20 protein-coding genes and 1 pseudogene are annotated in these 16390 nt (G+C 70.0%); 7 read left to right on the forward strand and 14 right to left on the reverse strand.

The features are described from left to right. The first annotated feature begins 62 nt into the window (after nt 1-62). Nucleotides 63-1385 (forward strand): AI-2E family transporter, encoded by a 1323-nt coding sequence (locus Psi01_RS11235; protein ID WP_239127484.1) that lies wholly within the window; start codon nt 63-65, stop codon nt 1383-1385. Nucleotides 1386-1427: 42 nt separating this feature from the next. On the opposite strand, the gene Psi01_RS11240 is transcribed toward Psi01_RS11235, so the two are convergent. The 3 genes from Psi01_RS11240 to Psi01_RS11250 form a co-directional block, all read right to left on the reverse strand. Continuing rightward, nucleotides 1428-1838 carry a VOC family protein gene (locus Psi01_RS11240; RefSeq protein WP_204063901.1) on the reverse strand — a complete coding sequence of 137 codons (411 nt, stop codon included), beginning with the start codon at nt 1836-1838 and terminating at the stop codon, nt 1428-1430. Between the two features lie 96 nt (nt 1839-1934). Further along, nucleotides 1935-2357, reverse strand: a complete 423-nt coding sequence (locus tag Psi01_RS11245; protein ID WP_204063902.1) for a nitroreductase family deazaflavin-dependent oxidoreductase — start codon at nt 2355-2357, stop codon at nt 1935-1937. After that, nucleotides 2357-3118: an NAD(P)-dependent oxidoreductase gene (locus Psi01_RS11250; RefSeq protein WP_204063903.1), complete on the reverse strand. Its 762-nt coding sequence runs from the start codon at nt 3116-3118 to the stop codon at nt 2357-2359. Before Psi01_RS11250 ends, Psi01_RS11245 begins: the two co-directional genes overlap by 1 nt. A gap of 114 nt (nt 3119-3232) precedes the next feature. Between Psi01_RS11250 and Psi01_RS11255 the strand changes: the two genes are divergently transcribed. Then, nucleotides 3233-3598, forward strand: a complete 366-nt coding sequence (locus Psi01_RS11255) for a winged helix-turn-helix transcriptional regulator (RefSeq protein WP_239127486.1) — start codon at nt 3233-3235, stop codon at nt 3596-3598. On the opposite strand, the gene Psi01_RS11260 is transcribed toward Psi01_RS11255, so the two are convergent. Beyond that, complete coding sequence (locus Psi01_RS11260) at nt 3591-4226, reverse strand: dienelactone hydrolase family protein (RefSeq protein ID WP_239127488.1); 636 nt, start codon at nt 4224-4226, stop codon at nt 3591-3593. The two genes, Psi01_RS11255 and Psi01_RS11260, sit on opposite strands and share 8 nt — an antisense overlap. Before the next feature lie 19 nt (nt 4227-4245). Then, nucleotides 4246-4665 carry a VOC family protein gene (locus Psi01_RS11265; RefSeq protein ID WP_204063904.1) on the reverse strand — a complete coding sequence of 140 codons (420 nt, stop codon included), beginning with the start codon at nt 4663-4665 and terminating at the stop codon, nt 4246-4248. A gap of 92 nt (nt 4666-4757) precedes the next feature. Here Psi01_RS11265 and Psi01_RS11270 point away from each other — a divergent pair, with 92 nt between their 5' ends. Further along, the gene (locus Psi01_RS11270) at nt 4758-5348 is read left to right on the forward strand and encodes a TetR/AcrR family transcriptional regulator (RefSeq protein WP_204063905.1); all 591 of its coding nucleotides are present in this window, start codon (nt 4758-4760) and stop codon (nt 5346-5348) included. 22 nt (nt 5349-5370) lie between these two features. Here Psi01_RS11270 and Psi01_RS11275 read toward each other — a convergent pair whose 3' ends face one another. Further along, on the reverse strand, nt 5371-6531 hold the full coding sequence (locus tag Psi01_RS11275) for a thiolase family protein (RefSeq protein ID WP_204063906.1): 1161 nt from the start codon (nt 6529-6531) through the stop codon (nt 5371-5373). A gap of 83 nt (nt 6532-6614) precedes the next feature. Between Psi01_RS11275 and Psi01_RS11280 the strand changes: the two genes are divergently transcribed. Continuing rightward, the gene (locus Psi01_RS11280) at nt 6615-7067 is read left to right on the forward strand and encodes a winged helix-turn-helix transcriptional regulator (protein ID WP_204063907.1); all 453 of its coding nucleotides are present in this window, start codon (nt 6615-6617) and stop codon (nt 7065-7067) included. Nucleotides 7068-7119: 52 nt separating this feature from the next. On the opposite strand, the gene Psi01_RS11285 is transcribed toward Psi01_RS11280, so the two are convergent. From Psi01_RS11285 to Psi01_RS11310, 6 genes are all read right to left on the reverse strand, one after another. Then, the gene (locus Psi01_RS11285; protein ID WP_239127490.1) at nt 7120-7635 is read right to left on the reverse strand and encodes a DoxX family protein; all 516 of its coding nucleotides are present in this window, start codon (nt 7633-7635) and stop codon (nt 7120-7122) included. A 55-nt stretch (nt 7636-7690) separates the two neighbouring features. Continuing rightward, the gene (locus tag Psi01_RS11290; protein ID WP_204063908.1) at nt 7691-7846 is read right to left on the reverse strand and encodes a hypothetical protein; all 156 of its coding nucleotides are present in this window, start codon (nt 7844-7846) and stop codon (nt 7691-7693) included. Nucleotides 7847-8368: 522 nt separating this feature from the next. Next, the gene (locus Psi01_RS11295; RefSeq protein WP_239127491.1) at nt 8369-8842 is read right to left on the reverse strand and encodes a nuclear transport factor 2 family protein; all 474 of its coding nucleotides are present in this window, start codon (nt 8840-8842) and stop codon (nt 8369-8371) included. 13 nt (nt 8843-8855) lie between these two features. Then, nucleotides 8856-9479, reverse strand: a complete 624-nt coding sequence (locus tag Psi01_RS11300) for a GNAT family N-acetyltransferase (protein WP_307819229.1) — start codon at nt 9477-9479, stop codon at nt 8856-8858. 11 nt (nt 9480-9490) lie between these two features. After that, entirely contained in the window at nt 9491-10012 is a 522-nt protein-coding gene (locus tag Psi01_RS11305; RefSeq protein WP_204063909.1) for a pyridoxamine 5'-phosphate oxidase family protein, read from the reverse strand. Nucleotides 10013-10021: 9 nt separating this feature from the next. Beyond that, nucleotides 10022-11146, reverse strand: coding sequence for a serine hydrolase domain-containing protein (locus Psi01_RS11310; protein ID WP_204063910.1), 1125 nt, complete (start codon nt 11144-11146; stop codon nt 10022-10024). Between the two features lie 172 nt (nt 11147-11318). Here Psi01_RS11310 and Psi01_RS44545 point away from each other — a divergent pair. Continuing rightward, a pseudogene (locus Psi01_RS44545) lies at nt 11319-11798 on the forward strand (DUF2716 domain-containing protein); the annotation flags it as partial. A gap of 75 nt (nt 11799-11873) precedes the next feature. Here Psi01_RS44545 and Psi01_RS43275 read toward each other — a convergent pair. Continuing rightward, the gene (locus Psi01_RS43275; RefSeq protein WP_239127493.1) at nt 11874-13394 is read right to left on the reverse strand and encodes a hypothetical protein; all 1521 of its coding nucleotides are present in this window, start codon (nt 13392-13394) and stop codon (nt 11874-11876) included. Nucleotides 13395-13928: 534 nt separating this feature from the next. On the opposite strand from Psi01_RS43275, the gene Psi01_RS11320 reads away from it, so the two are divergent. Next, entirely contained in the window at nt 13929-14486 is a 558-nt protein-coding gene (locus Psi01_RS11320; protein WP_204063912.1) for a hypothetical protein, read from the forward strand. 30 nt (nt 14487-14516) lie between these two features. On the opposite strand, the gene Psi01_RS11325 is transcribed toward Psi01_RS11320, so the two are convergent. After that, nucleotides 14517-15191: an SMI1/KNR4 family protein gene (locus Psi01_RS11325; protein ID WP_204063913.1), complete on the reverse strand. Its 675-nt coding sequence runs from the start codon at nt 15189-15191 to the stop codon at nt 14517-14519. Nucleotides 15192-15376: 185 nt separating this feature from the next. Between Psi01_RS11325 and Psi01_RS11330 the strand changes: the two genes are divergently transcribed. Next, complete coding sequence (locus Psi01_RS11330) at nt 15377-16333, forward strand: ankyrin repeat domain-containing protein (RefSeq protein ID WP_204063914.1); 957 nt, start codon at nt 15377-15379, stop codon at nt 16331-16333. Nucleotides 16334-16390 lie beyond the last annotated feature (57 nt).

A 16390-nucleotide genomic window follows, 5' to 3' on the forward strand; every position in this document is an offset into this window, starting at 1 on the left:
GTACGGCGTTCCCGACCTGCCCGGGCCCGACTACTCGCCCCCGTCGGGGGCAGTGGCATGGGGTGCCCGAACCAACCGCTCCCGACGGCGTCCCCGTCTCAGGACCGTCACCGGCCGGGCCGGCTCCCGATCCGGTCCTGACCTCTGCCGGTCCCCTCCACGCGCCCGGCGTCGGCTCCGCCCCGCCGGCCGCGGACTCCGTGCGCCCCTCCGGCACCGAACCCGTCCCCTCGGCCTCGATCCCCCGGCATCTCTCCGGCGCCGAACCCCTTCTGACCTCGGCGGGCCCGCTGCGCGATCCCGACGAGCCCGCCGTCGACATCACCGTCGCCGACACGCCCTTCGGCAGGCCCGGCCGGTCGATGCGCGGCAACCCGTTCGTCTTCGGCTTCACCGCGGCCCTGGGCGTGCTGACCGCCTGGTGGCTGGTGCAGGCCGTGGTGAGCGCGGGCTCGGTGATCATCCTCATCGTGGTCTCGCTGTTCCTGGCCGTCGGCCTGAACCCGGCCGTCGAGGCCCTCCAGCGGCGCAACCTGTCGCGGCTGCTGGCGATCACCGTGGTCTTCCTCGGTGTCATCTCGGTCTTCGTCGCCTTCGGCCTGGCGGTCGTGCCGCCGCTGACCACGCAGTCCACCGAGTTCGTGGGCAACGTCCCGCAGTACGTCCAGGAGCTGCAGAACAGCCCCGTCATCCGCGACCTCGACCAGCGCTTCCAGATCCTGGAGAAACTCCAGCAGTACGTCGTCAGCGGCGACTTCGGCACCCAGATGTTCGGCGGCGTCCTGGGCCTGGGCACGGTCCTGCTCGGCGCGGTCTTCAACTCCCTGACCGTCCTGGTCCTGACGCTCTACTTCCTCGGCTCGATCAACTCGATCAAGGAGATGGGCTACCGCCTGGTGCCCCGCTCCCGCCGTACCCGCGCCCGCCTGCTCGGCAACGAGATCATCCAGCGCATCGGCGGCTACGTCGCGGGAAACCTGATCGTCTCGCTGATCGCCGGAGTGACGACCTTCCTGTTCCTGAGCATCATGAAGGTGCCCTACGCCATGGCCCTGGCGATGATCGTGGCGCTGACCGACCTCATCCCCCTGGTCGGCGCCTTCATCGGCGCGGGCGTGGCCTCGATCGTCGGCTTCTTCGTCTCCCCCACGGTGGGCATCGTCTGCATCGTCTTCTTCACCCTCTACCAGCAGGTCGAGAACTATGTGATCGTCCCGAAGGTGATGAAGAGCTCGGTGGACGTCGCCCCGCTGGCCACGATCGTGGCCGCCCTCCTGGGTGGCGCGCTGCTCGGCGTGGTCGGCGCGCTGCTCGCCATCCCGATAGCCGCGGCGATCCAGCTCATCGTGCGAGAGGTGGTCGTACCCCGTCAGGAACGCCTCTGAGCCGGGAACGCCTCCGGCCCGCCCGCGAGCGCGGCGCGAGACCTACCCGCGGGCGGTTATCTGCTGTACGGCCCAGCGGTTGCCGTCCGGGTCGGCGAAGAAGACGAACCCGACGTTGTTGAGGTCGTCCTCCTCGGCGGCCGGACGGGCCCCCTGCGGCCCGAGCACCTGGATCTCGCCGACCTCCACCCCGTTCGCGACGAGCTGGGCGCGCGCCGCGCGGAGATCCGAGACCACCAGCTGAAGGCCCTGCAGGGATCCCGGCTCCATCTCCACCAGGCTCGTGCCCACCACGATCGAGCACCCGGATCCCGGAGGGGTCAGCTGGGCGAAGCGCGCCGGCCCGGTCCCGGTGTCGTGGTCCACGTTGAACCCGAGCTGCCCGGCGTAGAAGGCCATGGCGCGGTCGACGTCCGAGACCGGGACCACCACCACTTCCAGCGTCCAGTTCACGGCGCCTCCTGTTCGGCCGCGGGGCCGGCGGTGCGGGAAGACCATTGATCATCGCACGCGGGAGGCGGGGGCGGAAGGAGCCCGCCGGGGACCCGGTCACCCCGCCCGTTCGATGACCACCACCGGGATGTCCCGGTCGGTCCTGTCCCGGTACTCCTGGTAGACCGGCATGACCTCGACCATGAGCCGCCACAACCGGGGCTTCTCCTCCGAGCCGGCCGTCCGCGCGTGCGCGGCGAACGTCTCCGTCCCGACCTGCACGACGACCCGGGGGTCGTGGGTCAGGTTGAGATACCAGGCGGGGTGCTCGTCCGCGCCCCCGTTGGAGGCGGTGACGACGTAGCGGTCGCCGTCCCGCGCGTAGACGAGCACGGTACGGCGCAGCCTGCCCGACCTCCGGCCGCGGGTCGTCAGCAGCAGGTCGGGCACGCCGGGCCTGGCCACGCCTCCCGTCTCGACGTAGTCGCGGATGTGCCGGGCCACCCACGGGTTCGGGCTGTCGAAGACCTCCTCGGCCATCAGCCCTCCTCGACGCCGAGGTGGACGCGGTGGTGCCGGGGCGCGTCGATCTCGTCCAGCAGCGCGATCGCGAAGTCGGCGTAGGAGATCCGGCTGTCCGCCCTCGCGGCGGCCGTCCGGTATCCGCCGGTACGGCCGCCGCCGTGGTCGAAGTCACCGGCCGGGCTGAGCACCACCCAGTCGAGGCCGCCGCCGGCCGAGCGCAGCACGTCCGTCCCGGCCGCGTGCCCCAGGTAGAAGGCGCGGTACTCCTGCGGGTAGCCGGGCGTGTCCATCAGGAGCCTCCCGGACTCCGTCTCCAGCACCGATGCCAGGCCGACCGCCACGAGGCGGCCCGTCCCGGCCCGCGCCAGCCCGTCGAGCAGCGCACGCGCGGCGCCGGTGAAGAAGACCCGGGGCTCGGCGCCCAGGTCGGCGGCGGCGTTGATCGCGGCGTCGTGCCCCTCGGCGAGCCGGGCCACGCTCCCGGCGTCGGTGACGTCACCGGCGACGACGCGCACCCCGCCCGCCGCCGGCCCGCCGTACTGCGCCACGTCCCGCTGCTTCACTGGCCCGCCGTACTCCGCCAGGTCACCGCGCTTCACCGGCCCGCCGTGCTTCGCCAGGTCGCCGTGCTTCGCCAGGTCGCCGTGCTTCGCCAGGTCGCCGTGCCTCGCCGGGTCCCGGACGACCGCGGTGACCCGGTGGCCGCGCCGCAGGGCCTCCGCCACGGCGGCCCGGCCCGCCCTGCCGCCCGCGCCGAAAACCACGATCTCGCTCATCCGCTCACCTCACGTTCCCGGGGCCGGGCCCGTTCGCCGGCCGGTGCCGGGGACGATACGGGGACGGGTGGTTACCGGCGGGATACCGGCCGGGACAGCGGTTACGGTGGAACCGTGAGACCACCGCTTGATCCGGACATGTTCGACCCGGTCTGCCCGTCCGGCCTGTCGCCGATCCGCGTCGGCGACAAGTGGGCAGGCATGATCATCCGCTGTCTCGAACAGGGCCCGCGGCGCTTCTCCGAGCTCCGGGTCCCCCTGCGGGGCATCACCGCGAAGGTGCTCACGCAGTCGCTGCGCGGGCTCGAACGCAGCGGCCTGGTCGTCCGCACGGTCCACGCCGGCCCGCCCCGCCAGGTGGAGTACGGGCTGACCCCGCTGGGCCGCAGCCTCCTGGAACCGATGGCCGCGCTCTGCGCCTGGACCGAGGAGCACTGGGACGAGCTCCTCGACGCGCGGGAGGCGGAGACGGCTATTTGACGCGGTCGAGGAAGCCGAGCACGCGCTCCGTCAGCAGCGCGGCGGCGCCCTCGTCGTAGTCGGGCAGGCTGCTGTCGGCGAACAGGTGCCCGTCGCCGGGATAGAGGAACAGCTCGGCGTCCGCGGCCGTCCCGACGAGCTCCCGGGCGGCGTCGAGGTCGCCCTCCTCGACGAAGAGCTCGTCGGCGTCCATCCCGTGGATCTGGACCGGGACCCCCTCGGGCCACGCGCCGAACTCGGAGACCGGGATGCACGAGTGGAACAGCAGCGCTGCCCCGGCCCCGGCCCGCGTCTGGGCCAGCATCTGCGCCGGAAGGACGCCGAGCGAGAATCCGGCGTAGACGAGCTCGCCGGGCAGCCCCGCGGCGGCGGCCCGGCCGCGCTCGATGATCACGTCGAACCCGATCTCCCGGGCGTACGCGGAGCCCTCCTGACGGTCGTCGTAGACCCGTCCCTCGTACAGGTCGGGGACGTGGACGGTGTGACCGGCCCGCCTGAGCGTCTCGGCGAACTCGCGGACGCCGGACGTCAGCCCCTGCGCGTGATGGAACAGCAGCACCTCGGCCATATCGCTCCTTTCACCGGCGGCGCCCCACGGCTCCGCCGGGGCGATTGTGCCCGGGGTCACCGACATTTCCGCGGCGGCGTCAGGGGCTGACGTACTGGCCGGCGTAGGCCTCGGTGGGCGCGATGGGCGTGATCACGTCGATCAGGACCCCGTTGGGGTCGGCCACGATGAAGTGCCGCTGCCCGAAGTCCTCATCGCGCAGCTCCAGCTCGGCCCGCAGCCCCGCGCGGACGACGAGCCGCTCCCACTCCGTGTCCACGTCCTCCACCTCGAAGTTGAGCAGCAGCCCCCGCGCGGGGGCCCCGCGGTAGGCCGCGGGCAGCGTCGGATGGTCGCAGTCGAGGAGGGCGAGCTCGTACGGCTGCGCTCCGGGACGCCGCAGGCTCACGTACCACTCGGCCTCGAACGTCGGCTCGAAGCCCAGCAGCCCGGTGTAGAAGTCACGGGACTCCCGGAGCCTCGGGGTGCAGATGACCGGATAGAAGCTGGTCAGCTTCATGCGTACTCCTTCACATACCGTTGGTATGTGAAGGTAATGTATTGGCGTACCATCGGTATGTCAATGGCGGCAGGTCAACGGACGGGAACGCGATGACGAACGGCGGCAGGGCGCAGCAGAAGGAACAGACCAGGCGGACGCTCATCCGCGAGGCCAGGCGCCTGTTCGCCACCCTCGGGTACGGCGCGGTGGGCCTGTCGGAGATCGTCGGCGCGGCCGGGGTCACCAAGGGCGCGCTCTACCACCACTTCGACGGCAAGGCCGCCCTGTTCCGCGCCGTCCTGGAGGAGGTGCAGCAGCAGGTCGCCCGGACCGTGGCCGCGGCCGGTGACGCCCGGGACGACCCCTGGGAGCAGTTCACCGCCGGATGCCGGGCCTTCCTCACCGCCGCCACCGACCCGGACGTGCAGCGCATCATGCTCGTCGACGGCCCCGCCGTACTGGGCTGGAACGAATGGCGCGCGCTGGACGAGGCCGCCTCGGCCCGCCACCTGGCCGAGGCGCTCACAACTCTGATCGAGGAGGGAGTGATCGCCCGGCAGCCGGTCGAGCCGCTGACCCGTCTGCTGTCGGGGGCGATGAACGAAGCGGCCCTGTGGCTGGCCGGGTCGGAGGACCCCGGCGCCCTGGCCGGCGTCTGGGCGCCCCTGTCGCAGATGCTGGAGGCGCTGCGCGTCCGATGAGCCCGCCGGATCCCTCAGGGCGTCAGCGGAGGTTCTCCAGGATGAGCGCGTTGGCCAGGCCGCCCGCCTCGCACATGGTCTGCAGGCCGTAACGGGCGCCGCGCTGCCGCATGGCGTTGACCAGCGTGGTCGTGATGCGCGCGCCGCTGGCGCCGAGGGGGTGGCCCAGCGCGAGGGCGCCGCCGTTGACGTTGACCTTGGCGGGGTCGGCGCCCGTCTCCTGCAGCCAGGCCAATACGACACTGGCGAAGGCCTCGTTGACCTCGAACAGGTCGATGTCGTCCGGGGTCAGCCCGGCGCGGCGCAGGACCTTCTCGGTGGCGGGGATGACGCCGGTGAGCATGAGCAGCGGGTCGGAGCCGGTGACGGCGAAGGAGTGCAGCCTGGCCAGCGGGCGCAGGCCGAGCCTGGCGGCCGTCTCACCGGTGGTGATCAGTACGGCCGCCGCGCCGTCGTTGGTCGGACTGGAGTTGCCCGCGGTGACCGACCAGTCGATCTGCGGGAAGCGCTCGGCGTAGGCGGGGTTGACGAAGGCCGGCTTCAGCCCGGCGAGGATCTCCGTCGTCGTGCCCGGCCGTACCGACTCGTCGGTGGAGAATCCGCCCACGGGCACGATCTCCCCGGAGAAGTCAGCGGCGGCGGCCTTGGCGTGGGAGCCGGCCGCGAAGGCGTCCATCCGCTCGCGGGTGAGCGACCACTTGGCCGCGATCAGCTCGGCGCTGACGCCCTGCGGGATGAGCCCCTCGGGGAACCGCGCGGCGACGCCGGGGCCGAAGGGGTCGCTGCCGGGCAGGACGTTGGAGCCCATCGGGACCCGGCTCATCGACTCGACGCCGCAGGCGACGACCAGGTCGTAGGCACCGGAGATGACGCCCTGGGCGGCGAAGTGCACGGCCTGCTGGGAGGAACCACACTGCCGGTCCACGGTGACGGCGGGGACCGAGTCGGGCAGGCCGGCCGACAGCCAGGCGTAGCGGGTGGTGTTCATGGCCTGCTCGCCGACCTGGCTGACGCAGCCGCCGATCACGTCGTCGACCAGGGCGGGGTCCACCCCGCTGCGGTCCACCAGCGCGCGCAGGGTGTGTGCGAGGAGTTCCACGGGATGGGTCCCGGCCAGCGCTCCGTTCGGTTTCCCCTTGCCGATCGGGGTCCGTACGGCCTGCACGATGACGGCGTCACGCATCGGTTCCTCCAGTGGGTTGGAAAACTGGACTCACTGTAGACGAGTGAGTTTGTTTTTCCAATGCACTGCCGTACCCTGACCGCATGACAGCGGCACGCCCCTGCTCGATCGCCGACGCCCTGAGTGTGGTCGGCGAGAAGTACTCCCTGCTCGTCCTGCGCGAGGTCTTCCTCGGCGTGCGCCGCTTCGACGCGATGGTCCGCGCCGTCGGCGTCCCCCGGGACGTCCTGGCGGCCCGGCTGCGGCACCTGATCGAGGCGGGGGTGCTGGAGAAGGTGCCCTACAGCGAGCGGCCGCCGCGGTACGAATACCGCCCGACCGAGGCGGGACTGGAGCTGCGGGGAGTCCTGCAGCTGCTGCAGCGGTGGGGAGACCGGCACCTGGCCGACCGTCCGCCGGTGGTGTTCGAGCACTCCTGCGGCGAGGTGCTCGACCCCGTCGTGACCTGCCGCTCCTGCGAGCGCCCCGTCGCCCCCGACGACGTGAGGGTCCGTTCCGCGATCCCGGAGTGGGACGCGGCCGGCGCCAGGCCGTGATACGGGAGCCGGTCACGGCCGACGCCACCTCGGTCGCCGCGCCGTTCCGTCTTCAAAGGACAGAAGACGCGCTGCTCGCGGAGGCCGTACGGCCTGAGCGCCCTCGCAGGACGCCCGCCGCCCAGAGCGCGACGCCGATATAGAGGACCTGCTCGGGGATGCGCTGCCACAGCGGCGTCGCAGCCTCGCCGGCGAGGGTCACTCCGGCCAGCGCGGCGTGGATGTTGGCCGGAAGCATGAACACGAACAGCAGTGCCAGGCAGATCCCGGCCGGTCGGCGGGTGGCCGGGATCACGAGCCCCACCGCCCCGGCCAGTTCCAGCACGCCGGTCAGATAGACCACCGAAGCGGGGAACGGGACGAACGGCGGAACCATGGCCACCATGTCGGCATGGTTCGGCATGAAGGTCACGCCCGACGGGACGAAATGGGCGCTTGCCGTCATCACGAGCATGACGGCCAGGCCGTGCGCGGCACTCACCCGCCGGGTGGCGAAGCGGGCCGCACCGAGCACCGCACCCGACAGGCGGAAGCACAGCGTGGCCACGACAAGAACGATCACGGTCATAGGGCTCACCCTCCTTTGGATAGCTAGACTATCCAATATTGGGTAGTAGCGCTATCTAATTCGCGGCCGTCATTCTCACTCCGTTGACCTGGGCACGGAAGCGGTTCCCGGAACCGGGCAGCTCGGTGAACCAGAGCAGGACGTAGCGGCCTCTCTGCGGGGAGCTGAAGGTGAACGTCTGCGGGCCCCCGGGCCCGGACACCTTTCCCACGACGCGCAACTCCTCCAGAACCTCGGCATCGCCCACCCGCAGCTCGGCGACACCGCCCGGGGCGGCTCCGAAGTCGACGGGGACCTCACCTCATAGACGACCGTCGAGGGAGCCGCCGAGGGAGCGGCGGAGGGAGCGGCAGGCGACGCGGCGGGAACCGGGGCGGTCTCCTGCGCCGAGGGGACGCGCCCCGCCTGGAGGAGCGCCGCCGTGATGACCACGATCCCGGTGCCCACGGCCGCCGCGACCGCGGCGGTCCGCCCGGTCCGCCCGGTCCGTCACGTCCGAAGGGCCCGCGGGATCCGCTCCCTGCGAACCCGCCCGGCCGGCCCGCCGTCATCGGGAGCGCCGCCCGGCAACCACGGAAGGACGGCCCCGGCGGGCACGTCGGCCCTGCGCCGCCAGGCGACGGCGAACTCTCGCTGACCACCTCCTCGGCGAGCTGGCGTCCGCATCGGCTCGCCGCGTACGCGAACACCCGGGGGTGAAGCGCGTCGTACAGCGCGGCGAACTCCTCCTCATTCAGCCCACGGGCTCCCGCGACGACCCTTCACCGTGTACTGATCGCAGCGGCCCGGCGAAGACCACGATCTCGTCGATGTCGCCGTTGGCCGTCAGGTGCACCACGTCGGTGCCCGACAGGACGGTGTCACCGTCGGCGGTCTCGAAGCGCCAGCCGAACCTGGCCCACTCATGGGGCGCGTCGACGGAGGTCGTACGGACCATCCGGCCCCCGCCGGTCCCGTGGCTCCGCACCACCTCGGTGATGAAGTCCGTGACCGCGTCCCGGCCCACCCCGCGTCCGAGAGGCCCGTGGAACACCACGTCCGCGGCGAGCGCCCGGCTCAGCAGCCCGGCCCGGTGCTCGGGATCCGTGGAGTTGGCCGCGGCGATGAAGGCGTCGATCGCGTCGGCGTGCGCATGCTGATCTGACCGCCCCGGCGCAGGGGAACCGCTCGTTGTCATGCCGTCCTCTCCGGGCTCACCTGTGGTCATGTGCCCCGTTCTCCTAGGCGTCCGTTCCGGCGCCGGTGTGCCGTGCCGCCGCCTGCGCGCCGTACCGCTCACGCCAGTCGGTCGCCGACAGCCGGTACAGCACGTGCCTGCGCAGCCGGTGCCCGGGCGGCAGGGCCGGGTGGTCGAAGTCTCCGGCAGGATCGTGGGTCATGCCGAGGCGTCGCATGACGGCGCTGGAACGCAGGTTGACCGTGGCGGTGAAGGACACCACCTCGTCCAGTCCCAGGTGGTCGAAGGCGAAGCCGAGCGCGGCACGGGCCGCCTCGGTGGCGTAACCCTGACCCCAGGAGCGGCGGCCCAGCCGCCAGGCGATCTCCGTGGCGGGCATGAACGGGGCTTCGAACGTCGGCCGGTGCAGGCCGGTGAAGCCGATGAACTCGCCGGTCTCGATGACCTCCAGGGCCCAGCGGCCCCATCCCTGACGGCTGATGGCCTCGTTGCTCGCGGTGGCGAACGCGTCGCTTTCCTCCCGGCTGAGCACCGCCGGGAAGTGCTCCATGACCTGCGGATCGGCGTTGAGGGCGGCGAACGGCTCCAGATCCGAGGGGAGCCAGGGACGCAGCAGGAGCCGCGGAGTGCGCAGTGTGCCCGCGCCGGGGTTCGTCTCAGTCGTCACTGTCCCGCATCCTACGATCCCGCCGCGGCGGCGGGCACGTAGGAGGTCTGGCTGAAATCACCCTTCGCGAAGGCGAGGACCTTGGCCGGCCCGACCGCGAAGACGAGCGCCCGGCCTCCGCCGTCGTGGGCGAAACCGGTGTCGGTCACCCGGTACCGCCACTGGCCGTCCCACTTGGCCGCCCACGCGGTGGCGAGCCGTTCGAGGGCGGCCCGGCCGGTGACGCGCCGCGCCTCACCCTCCACCGTCACGTCCAGTCCCCGGTCCCATTCGTTGCGGCCGGTGGTCAGGACCACGTGGGGGTTGCCTGCGAGATTCACGGCTTTCTGCTCGTCCGGGCCGGTGCTGAAATGGAGAACTTCGTCGAGCCACACGGCCACGAGAGGCGTGACATGGGGCCGCCCGTCGGAGCGGACGGTCGTGAGCCAGAACAGCTGCGCCTCCTCCAGCGCCCGGCGGGTGACCGCCCATGGCGTGGCCCGGGCGCCGGGGTCGCTGAACCGCTCATCGAGCCGGGGTACGAAAGTGTCCATCATCACTCCTCATCGCTCCTGTCGAGGCCGGGCGGGGAACGCGTCGGTCAGGATGCGGTCGATCTCCGAGATGACCGTCATGTCGGAGTCGAAGCGGTTGCGCATCACCGCCACCGCCACGCCGGAGTCGATGTCGGCGTAGGCCGCCGAGCCGTTCATCCCTATCATGCCGAAGGTCGATCCCGGCCGGGCCTGCACACCGCCGGGGCGGTAGGTGCTGAAGCCGAAGGCCCACGTGCTCGGCACGCCCATGACCTCGTCCACGCCCTGGACGTGCACGGCGGCCATGTCGGCCCGCCGTACGGGCGAGACGAGATCGACGCCCTCGACGTGGCCGAGCAGCGCGGCGTAGATCCGGGCCGCTCCGCGGGCGGTCATGGCGCCGAACGAGAGGGACTCCGCGGTCAGGACGTCGGGTCGGTTGGCCGTACCGGCGTCATGGCGGATTCCGGGGGGATTCGCACGGTCGGCCCGCGACCCGGGTTCGGGGGCCGGCGGCGTCCCGACCGGCGGCTCGTGACGCGCGACCCGGCCGAGCAGAGCCCCGGGGACCGCGAAGTGCACCTCGTCCTCGATGCCCAGCGGGCGGGTGACGAGCTCCCGCAGCCACCACGACACGGTACGGCCCGTGGCCCGCCGTACGATCTCGCCGAGCAGGAAGCCGAACGTCTGCGCGTGGTACCCGTAACGGGTGCCCGGCTCCCACCAGGGCTCGGCCGCGGCGAGCAGGGCGCACATGCGGTCCCAGTCGCGCAGGTCGTCGAACGTGACGTCGTACGGCGGGGCGGGCACCCCGGCGGTGTGCAACAGCACGTGGCGGAGCGTGACCCGGTCCTTGCCATGGGCGCCGAACTCCGGCCAGACCTCGACCGCCCGCATGTCGTAGTCGAGCTCACCGCGTTCCACGAGCACATGAGCCACCGCCGAGGCCGGCCCCTTGGCGGTGGATGCGGCGAAGAACAACGTGTCCGGAGCCACGGCGATCCCCAGCCGGGAGTCGGCCGACCCCCCGACGACATCCGCCACCACCCGGCCCTTCTCCACCACCGCGACCTGCACCCCGACCTCGGCCCCGGCCGCCACCAGCCCGTCGACCGCCGCCTGGATCCGCCCACCCACCTCATCAGCGCCCATGACGTCCGTACTGACCCTCCGTGTCTCCCCCGACCCGTCACTCCACGCGTTCCCCCTACCCATCGGCCTCCACGCTCACCGGCTCGTCATCGGCCAGGCCGACCGTGAGCTCCCCGTCGAACTCCTGGCGGCGATGCGTACCGGCCGAAAGACCCACCCGTGGGGCACGTCCATGGCCGGCCGGGTGCTGCCCACCCATCTGCCTTATGGTCAGCCCGTGACCGCTCCCGCCTGGGAACAGATCGAGCCGGAACACTACGAAGATCTCTGGTCCCCCTTCGATGCCCGGTTCGACTTCCGCCCCCGTTACCAGCCCAGCTATGAGCTGTACGACGAGCCCGCGATCAACGAACCGACTCCGTCGGTGACCATCGATCCGTCCCCCGTCTTCGCCACCAGTGGATCGGCTCAGTTCGCTGCGGCACAGGACGCCGTCAACATCCTCGGTCTGCTGGCCATGACCCGTACCTTCACCGTGTCACAACGATTGCTCGTGCTCGACTGGCAGCACCCAAGCTGGTGGTTCTGGCCTCACCGTCAGGCCCTCACCGACAATCCCCGTTGGCTCGTCGAGATCTTCCCTGACGGGGACTACTACGTCTTCACTTCCGAGGACATGACGAACGGCACCTTCGGCCACCCTTGGAAGCAGACCCTCTGCGTCTCTGCCCTCCATCAGCCGGAAGGCCGGCGCTGCCCGGCGGCGTGGCCGGGCAGCGCCTGTCGGTCACCCGTTCGGCTCGTGCACCGTGACGACCTGGCCGGCCTGCGCCGGCCCGATCGCGGGGTTGCCGGACCACCGCACGGTGTAGGTGTACTCACCCGCATCCGGCGTGTCGGTGAACCTGTACGACCCGTCGTTGTTGATCCTCGCCGACCATGCGACGGTGCCACCGCCATCGGCGTTGAGGGTGCGCTGAACGATGACCCGGGAGTTGCGCGGCACAGCGGTGCCCTGGGGCTGCAAGACGCCGCTGAACACCAGTGGCTTGCCGACAACCTCGCTCGTCGGTCCTGTCAGCGTCAGCACGGCCCCATGCCTGACCGCAGCGGTGACCGAAGCGTTGCTCCACCGGTGTTCCTCGTTGCCCTTCCAGCGCGCGGTGTAGGTGATCAGTCCGCCCACCGGCGGCGTATCCGTGATCGCGAAGTCTCCGTCGGCCGCGGTCGTCACGCCGGGCAGTTCCGCACTGGTTCCGTCGGGCAGGGTACGGGTCACGACGAGCGGATGCGTGCCCGGAGCCGTCCCGTCGGCGAACGCCAGCCGTCCCGTCATGGTGAGCGGCTGATGCGCGGTCCCGCCGGGTTCGGACGTCAACGTCAGTGTGGACTCCGGCAGGGTCACGTCGTGGAGCCGCCACAGGTAGAGCCGGTCCGTGGACGACTTCAGCAGGCTGAAGACGTCCCGGCCCGAGAACGCGACACTCCCGCTGACCACTTCCCCCACAGGGGTGTCCTCGGCGTAGATCTTCGCCCCCGAGGCCGCGTCGTACAGCGTCATCTCCAGACCGGTATGACGTCCGCCCGCGATGTGGGCACCGTCCGAGCTGATGGCGACGGCCACTGGCCACCCATCGAACTCGGGTCCTTCATGACCTCGTACCCTCGTCAAAGTGGTGGCGTCCCACACGTCGAACGAGTACGGCACCGCGAACGCCGAGACGATGTGCTGGCCGTCCGAGGTGACGGCGACATCCTCCAGCCGGTGGTTACCGTAAGCGTGGCCGTCGATCTCGCCTCGCAGAACGGGAGCGGAGCCGCTCACGTCGTAGACGAACAGGTCGGCCGGGCTGCCCGCCCCTTCGCCGACCACCAGCGTGTTCCCGGCTGCCGCGAGGTACGGGCCCGCCTTGAGGGGGACCTCGAACGGCGACGGCTCCGGCGCCGCCACCGACAGGTCGAGGCCGAGGACGCCGTCCGCTCCGCAACCGCTGTAGCCAACCCACAGTCGCTCACCGGTGAGCGCCAAGGTCGATGGGCACGGGTGGGCCGCGAGGTCGAAGCGCCGGGTGATCTGCCGCGTGGCGGTGTCGATCTCGGCCACCTCGTTCGAGCCCCGCAGCGCCGTATACAGATGTGTGCCGTCGGGCGTCATGGCCAGGCCGATTGCACCGGACAGACCGGTGACGGTGCCTTGGATCTCGCCGGTGGTGCCGGTGATGACGATGCGGTCGTCGATGGAGACGGCGACTCTGTCGCCACCGACGACCAGGTCACCGCCGTAGGCGAAGGCGCCGAGGTCGGTCATGGAGTCCTCGGCCGAGGCCGTGGGCACCAGAGCGACGAGGAAGCCGGCGGCTATGGCCAGGACACCACCGAGCGCGGCCGACCATGATGCGGCGGATCCGCGACGTTCCGGGAGAAAAAAGCGCACGTGAATCTCCGCTTACTGAAAGATGAAAAGAGACGAAAACAGCGCGATCGATCCAGATAGTCGCATTTCAAGCCAATATCTGTGATCAGCAGTCACTAGGGATCATTGATCATAAGCCGGTCATCTACGATGATCAACAGTAGGCCGGATGCCCGGTAAGTGACAGCTGGTTTTTGCTGACATCGGCACGGCCGCCTGGTGGAGCCCATCGCGGCGGGAGCAATCTGTTCCGATGCCGTTTCCCGGACGGTCTCCGTCGGCTTCCCATTCACCTGCAGAGGTCTCGACGTGGAGATCGACGCAGCCGAAAGCCGATGACATGAGGGCACAGCAGGCCTTCAACCCTTCCTGCGCATCGATCAGCCTGCCGAGCAGTCGCAGTACGCACTCTGATGCGATCATTGAACCGTGCCGCATGCCGATCTCGTAGCTCATTACCGGCATCTACTCGATGTCGCCCAGTGGCTGGACCATGCGATGTCCTGGACTGTCATCCAGCCGCTCGTTGAATCGATGGACATCACCGACATAGCCGAACTGGTCGCAGGACCCGGCTACGAGATCCAAGAGGCGGAGGTGGAGGGCCTGGACCTCTTCATTGACGAGTCCGACCCGTCGATCATGCTGCTGGACCCCGAAGGCGACTTTCACCTACCGCAGGAACTGGAACGGTTGAGCATCGGTGCTCGCTTATGGGATCTGTCCTGGAGTGTCAACGGGCATTCCAGCCTTGTCTACGCGGCTGACGGACGCATTCGTCTCACCATGCCCGACCTGGACCCGCAGAGGATCCACGGCCCGGATCCACAGGCTTTGGATCACCTTCTGCGCCTGCTCCTGGAGCCGTTCATCCGGTTGCCGAAGGCGAGTGCCATGGCTCTCGTCCAGATGGACAGCGGTGCTCACCTGGATCTGGCGTGGTTGGACGAGCGACAACGCAAGGTGATCTTCAAGCCGGACATGTGAGTCACCGCCCATTGGCAGATCAGCGTCGAATCAAAGCTGCCAGCGTCGATGAGGGGACATCAGGAACGTTCCCGACGCTGCTCGCAGGGTGCCGTCGCAGACGAGACTGCGTACCCCAGTACTCGCCGCCCCAGTCGTCGCGAGCCCTAAAACTCGCGAGCTCTGAAACTCGTTCTGCATCAGCTCCCAGAAAGACCTGTAGCGGTTGGCGCCCGGCAACCAAGGTGCGAGAGACCAGGCTTCCCACTCGCCTTCGGGAGTCTTGACGTGAGGATTGAGGAGAGTCATTCCGTCATTCCGATGCCCGGCCAGAAGGGTGCCGGGCAGATACTCCTCTCTCAGGTTGATGCAGTCCTGCTCCTTGCCGTACACGAAGTAGAGGTCGTCGGGCACGCTCCGAGGCGTCTCGCCCTCAGGTAAGCACCCCTCGACGTACCAGGGCTCGAGGTCACGAAGCCAGCCGACCGTCGCGACAGACCGTATGCAGAGCTCATCATCCTCGGCGCCCCAGCCGTCGGCGAACAAGAGGAACTGCCGGTAACTGGGCGGCAGTTCCAGGCCCAACCGCTCTTCAAGCCGGCGGACCTCCGACTCACCGGCCGGGAAGAGCAGACACCCCTCTGGATCCCCCGGCGGGTGGTCAGGACCTTCGGTCACGAAGTGCGCTGCCGGAAAGAGATCCGACCATGCGTACCGGGCGCTCATGGTCGATGAAGATATCCGTCACAGCTGACATTCACCGGTCCCGCTCAGCCCCTTGCCAGACGGTATGACCATGCCGCGAAGGACGTCGCCCTCTCGTGGTGACGACTGCGGCACCGGCTCGGCCCTGTCGGCCGCGTACGACATGATCGGCATTCATATGGTCTGTACGTCCCTCAAGGAGTGCCATGGCTGCCACCGAAGATGTCAGATGGTGGGGCATCAACAACTGGACGGATCTCGACTTGGTCCGCGCCGAGCTCGCCGCGGGTGCCGATCCGAACTACGGCGCGTTCTTCTTCGAAAAGCCGCTGCACGCCGCGGCCGATCGCGGCTCGCCTGAGGTGATCGCCGAGCTGGCCGGGCTCGTCGACGACGTCGACGCGAAACGCGAGGGCCGTACCGCACTGTGGACGGCCGTCTTCGAAGGCCGCACGGACAACGCCCGAGCCCTCGTCTCCGTCGGGGCGGACCCATGGCGTCCCATGATGAGCGGCTGGTCCCCCGGCCGCCTCAGTCTGGCCGGCCCCACTCCCGATCTCTTCCCCCTCCTCTCACCGGAGGCCGGCCTGTCCGAGGCCGAGGCCGCCGCCGTGGCGGAAGCCGGACGTCTGATCCCCGCGCTGGGAGAGTACGACTACTACGACGGCTTGAGCTTGGCCTGCGTGGCCGACATCAGCGCAGCCGAGGCGACGGCACGGCTGGAAGCCGCACCTGCTGATGACGTGGACATCAATGCGCTTTACGAGGCCCCGTGGAACAACCCGGACGCCGATCGGATCGTCGGCGTCACGGATGTGCCCGGTGGCTGCGTCATCATCCAACCCTGGGGACACACCCCGAGGACGCCCGGTGCCGCCAAGCGACTCTCGCCCGGCACGGTCTGCTACAGCATGTACGCCAATCCCAAAGGTGGCATTTCAGGGTGTGTCGCCCGAGACGGCACGGTGTTGGCCTGGGAGCCCCACAGCGCCTGCACCATGCCCGCTGACGCCCTCGCCGAGGAGATCCTCGCCGCCCACCTCTATCGCGACCACCCTGTGGCGTTCTGCTGCGCCGGCGCAGGCTTGCGCCTTACCAATGCCGGGCCGACCATCCGCTCCGACATGTGGCTCAGACTGCCCGAACGAGACTGGCGGACCTGACCGGCGACACAGCGGAGAGACCCGGGGCTCCATGTTCTGGAGCCGGGCCTCCAGTCC

This window comes from Paraplanobispora siamensis, assembly GCF_016863175.1.
GTDB classification, from domain to species: Bacteria; Actinomycetota; Actinomycetes; order Streptosporangiales; family Streptosporangiaceae; genus Planobispora; species Planobispora siamensis.

Bases quoted from the DNA above. Each gene is read 5' to 3' on its own strand.
- Psi01_RS11245 (WP_204063902.1), bottom strand. From the start codon at position 2,357: ATGGCCGAGGAGGTCTTCGACAGCCCGAACCCGTGGGTGGCCCGGCAC.
- Psi01_RS11250 (WP_204063903.1), bottom strand. From the start codon at position 3,118: ATGAGCGAGATCGTGGTTTTCGGCGCGGGCGGCAGGGCGGGCCGGGCC.
- Psi01_RS11265 (WP_204063904.1), bottom strand. From the start codon at position 4,665: ATGAAGCTGACCAGCTTCTATCCGGTCATCTGCACCCCGAGGCTCCGG.
- Psi01_RS11270 (WP_204063905.1), top strand. From the start codon at position 4,758: ATGACGAACGGCGGCAGGGCGCAGCAGAAGGAACAGACCAGGCGGACG.
- Psi01_RS11275 (WP_204063906.1), bottom strand. From the start codon at position 6,531: ATGCGTGACGCCGTCATCGTGCAGGCCGTACGGACCCCGATCGGCAAG.
- Psi01_RS11280 (WP_204063907.1), top strand. From the start codon at position 6,615: ATGACAGCGGCACGCCCCTGCTCGATCGCCGACGCCCTGAGTGTGGTC.
- Psi01_RS11285 (WP_239127490.1), bottom strand. From the start codon at position 7,635: ATGACCGTGATCGTTCTTGTCGTGGCCACGCTGTGCTTCCGCCTGTCG.
- Psi01_RS11295 (WP_239127491.1), bottom strand. From the start codon at position 8,842: ATGACCACAGGTGAGCCCGGAGAGGACGGCATGACAACGAGCGGTTCC.
- Psi01_RS11305 (WP_204063909.1), bottom strand. From the start codon at position 10,012: ATGGACACTTTCGTACCCCGGCTCGATGAGCGGTTCAGCGACCCCGGC.
- Psi01_RS11310 (WP_204063910.1), bottom strand. From the start codon at position 11,146: ATGGGCGCTGATGAGGTGGGTGGGCGGATCCAGGCGGCGGTCGACGGG.
- Psi01_RS43275 (WP_239127493.1), bottom strand. From the start codon at position 13,394: ATGACCGACCTCGGCGCCTTCGCCTACGGCGGTGACCTGGTCGTCGGT.
- Psi01_RS11325 (WP_204063913.1), bottom strand. From the start codon at position 15,191: ATGAGCGCCCGGTACGCATGGTCGGATCTCTTTCCGGCAGCGCACTTC.
- Psi01_RS11330 (WP_204063914.1), top strand. From the start codon at position 15,377: ATGGCTGCCACCGAAGATGTCAGATGGTGGGGCATCAACAACTGGACG.